Origin of the sequence: uncultured Wocania sp. (assembly GCF_964021735.1) — a bacterium.
GTDB lineage: Bacteria > Bacteroidota > Bacteroidia > Flavobacteriales > Flavobacteriaceae > Wocania_A.
The window spans coordinates 1-3638 of record NZ_CAXIBN010000247.1 but is presented as its reverse complement, the minus strand read 5'-3'; the positions used below and the strand labels follow the sequence as shown (position 1 = coordinate 3638).

Annotated in this window: 5 protein-coding genes; all 5 read right to left on the bottom strand. The window is 31.2% G+C overall.

All coding sequences use genetic code 11. The features are described from left to right. Positions 1-92: 92 nt before the first annotated feature. Entirely contained in the window at positions 93-395 is a 303-nt protein-coding gene (locus tag AADI82_RS14465; RefSeq protein WP_341217127.1) for a type II toxin-antitoxin system RelE/ParE family toxin, read from the bottom strand. Next, positions 392-634 carry a type II toxin-antitoxin system ParD family antitoxin gene (locus AADI82_RS14460; RefSeq protein ID WP_341217126.1) on the bottom strand — a complete coding sequence of 81 codons (243 nt, stop codon included), beginning with the start codon at positions 632-634 and terminating at the stop codon, positions 392-394. Before AADI82_RS14460 ends, AADI82_RS14465 begins: the two co-directional genes overlap by 4 nt. A gap of 158 nt (positions 635-792) precedes the next feature. After that, the gene (locus AADI82_RS14455) at positions 793-1230 is read right to left on the bottom strand and encodes a GNAT family N-acetyltransferase (protein WP_341217125.1); all 438 of its coding nucleotides are present in this window, start codon (positions 1228-1230) and stop codon (positions 793-795) included. Positions 1231-1287: 57 nt separating this feature from the next. Further along, positions 1288-1908 carry a tRNA (guanine-N1)-methyltransferase gene (locus AADI82_RS14450; protein ID WP_341217124.1) on the bottom strand — a complete coding sequence of 207 codons (621 nt, stop codon included), beginning with the start codon at positions 1906-1908 and terminating at the stop codon, positions 1288-1290. 187 nt (positions 1909-2095) lie between these two features. Then, complete coding sequence (locus AADI82_RS14445) at positions 2096-3544, bottom strand: glyceraldehyde-3-phosphate dehydrogenase (protein ID WP_341217123.1); 1449 nt, start codon at positions 3542-3544, stop codon at positions 2096-2098. Between the last annotated feature and the right edge of the window lie 94 nt (positions 3545-3638).

Sequence of the window (3638 nt, the reverse complement as noted above, 5' to 3'; positions counted from 1 at the left end):
ACACAAAAATCTCTTAAAGGAGGCTTGTAGAAAATTATTTTATGTGAAATTATAGACTTGTGCAACGATTACCATTGTTGTGTGTAGTTTATTTATTTCAGTTGTTTTTTAATATCCATTCTCTGATGTAAAATTCTAACGATTTCGACAATTTCATTTTCGACCTTTCTGTAAAAAATCAGATGCGATTTGATTTTCGTTACTCGATAGTTTTTTCGAGTTTGTTCAGCCGATTTTCCAATCAGATAGTTGTCCGTTATAAATTCAATCTCTCCTATTATCAAATCGTAATATCTGTCGGCTTGTTCTTTAGACCATTTGTGAAAAGTATAAACCCAAATATCATTTAAATCATCAATCGCTTGTTTACTTATTCGGTATTGGTTTTTACTCATAAGTGTTTGCGATGTAATTCAGCCAGGTTTTGTTTTGGGTTAAAATTTTCAATAAAACCACTATTTTCTCCAACTTCGAGAGCTTTAATTAATTCTCTTTCTTTTTTTTCTTCGCGTTCCAGCAAACGTAATGCAGAACGAATAACTTCACTTACCGAACCATATCTACCTGAATTTACTTCTTCTCTGATAAAATCCTCAAAATGATTTCCGAGTGATATTGATGTGTTTTTTCCCATTTTGACTATAATTTTACTCAAATATACCAAATCTTGGTAACGTAGCCAAATGTACAACGTTTACAGATATGAAATCGTTTTAATGTTTTATATCCGACGTTAAACGAATTTGTAATTTTTTTTCTGACAAAATCAAGTAATTTGTAGTCAGATTAAGTCTAATCATTAGTCCAAAAAAACATCAAATCTGTATCTTTTACAAAGCCTTCGCGTTGGTATAAATGTTGCGCAGGATTGGTATTTTCGGTTTGAATGATAATACCTTTATACTGTTTTTCTTTACATAATGCTTTGGCTTTATTAATTAAAGAAGTACCAATACTTTTACTTCGGTAGTTTGCATCAATATATAAATCGTTTAATACATACATGGGTTTCATGGATACCGATGAAAGTAAAACATATAATTGCGTAAAACCAACAGCAACATCATCAATATATGCTATATAAATTACAGAATCTTGTTTAGTAAGTCGCTCTTTTAAAAATATTTTCACAGCTTCTGTATCTGAATTTTGCCTGTAAAAAACACGATATGCATCAAAAAGAGGAATTAAATCGTCTAAGTGTTTTAGAGTTGCTTGTATAATATTCATACTAAAAAAATCTGCAACACAAAATCACAGATTTATAAATGTTAAAAAAGGATTTGGTTATATTCCTTTTTGTTTATTAATTTCATCTTGCAATTGTCGTCTTACCTTTTGCTCACGTTCTAAAGCTGTTCTTCGGTGCTCGTCAAATTCTTCTTCAATTTCTTCAAGTCCCTTTTTAGCATCACGCGTTATAGCATTACTGTTTTTAAATTTATAAATAAACAAAATTAGTAAAGCTAATAAGCCAGCAATAATAGTCCACATAAGTACATTATAACTTGCTTTACTCATCTGCATACCTAGTAGCGACATACTGTCTTTTTCTAAATTTGTAGAATCTAATGTAGATTTAGTGCTGTCTAATTTGATTTTTAAATCATTAATTTCTTTTTGCTGCGCTTCAACTGTGTTTTTTGAGTTATCTAACTTTGTTTTTAGTGTGTTTAAAGAGTCAATAGTGTGTGCTCTTAAAGTTAGAAGCATACTACGTTTAACTGCTTCGTATGCTTGTCCGTTTGTACCTTTAAAATTACCAGATTTTTTAAGAACATACTCAAACTGATTATCAATAGTACCATCATTTAAAGATAATTCGTCTTCTGGATTGGTTTGAGAAAAACTGATTATTGAACTTATTAAAAAAAAGATGATAAGGGAAGCTTGCTTAATAGAATTCATTTACAATTGGTTTAAAATGGTTGTATTTGGTTTTACGAAGTTATAAAATATTGTTTACTAATACAGTTATATTTAAGAAAAAGCCTCACAAAGTGAGGCTAATTTATATACGATTGAAATTTTAATTTAGATTTTTTGTCAAAATTAAATTTAATCACAGATTTTGCTAAGGCAAAATACTTTTTAATTAATAATATGTATAACGTCTAACTTTAGCAATATATTTTGCTAATCTTATAACTTGGTGGCTGTAGCCATACTCGTTATCGTACCACACATATAACACTACATTTTTACCATCGGCACGTACAATAGTAGCTTTGCTATCATAAATTGAAGGCGCAGAGCTACCAATAATATCGCTAGAAACAAGTTCATCACTTAATTCGTATTTAATTTGCTCAACTAAATCGCCTTCTAAAGCATATTTCTTTAAAATAGTATTAATCCCGTTTAAAGAAGTTGTATTTTCTATTTCTAAATTTAGAATAGCTAATGAACCATTTGGAACAGGAACACGAATAGCGTTTGATGTTAATTTACCTTCTAAACTTGGTAATGCTTTTGCTACGGCACTTCCAGCACCAGTTTCTGTAATAACCATGTTTAAACCTGCTGCACGACCACGACGGTATTTGCTATGAAAATTATCAACTAAATTCTGATCGTTAGTATAGGCATGAATGGTTTCTAAATGACCATTAACAACACCAAACGAATCTTCCATAGCTTTTAAAATAGGTGTAATGGCATTTGTTGTACACGACGCTGCTGAAAAAATATTGACTTTATCGGGATCGTTTTCTAAATGATTGACACCATAAACTATATTAGGTACACCTTTTCCTGGTGCGGTAAGTAATACTTTATCTGCGCCTTTAGATTTTAAGTGTCTGCTTAAAGCTTCTTTGTCTCTAAAAGCACCAGTATTATCGATTACTAAAGCATTGTTAATGCCATATTTAGTATAATCAATATCTTCTGGAGCATTTGCCGAAATAATATTTACAGTAGTTCCATTAATTATTAATGCATTCTTTTTAGCATCAATAGAAACAGTTCCCGGAAAATCACCGTGAACTGAATCGTTGCGTAATAAAGAAGCTCTTTTTTCTAAGATGGTTTCATCAATTTTACCACGAGTAACTATGGCTCTTAAGCGTAATTGGCTCCCTTTTCCTGTACGCGTCATGAGCTCACGAGCAACTAAGCGACCTATACGACCAAAGCCATAAAGTACTACATCTTTAGGTGTGATATCACCATTCTTGCTAGCGTCTTTTAATTTACTAGCAACAAAAGCAGTGGCATTGCTATGCTTATTATCATCTAAATGAAACTCATAGGTTAATTTACCAAGATCAAGCTTAGCAGGTGGGATATCTAGCGCTTTTATGGCTTGCGCGATTTCTACCGAATCAAAAATTGAAATAGGTTTTTGTACAAATTTGCCAGCATATTCATGAAGGTTTAAAATCTGACTTACATTTCTATCAATTAATTGATTTCTAAAAATCACCAATTCGATAGATTTGTCGTACCAAAGGTCGCTAACAATTTTGATAAACTCTACGGTTGCTCTTCGGCGATCTGCTTGAAAAGCCAACTCTTTTTCATAAGTTTTACTAAAAGGCATTGCTTAAAATGTTTAGTTTGTTGTTTAAAATTTTGGCAAAAGTACTATATTTCAAACGTTTTCGTAGCGTATTAATGCAAAAAAATAACCTCTT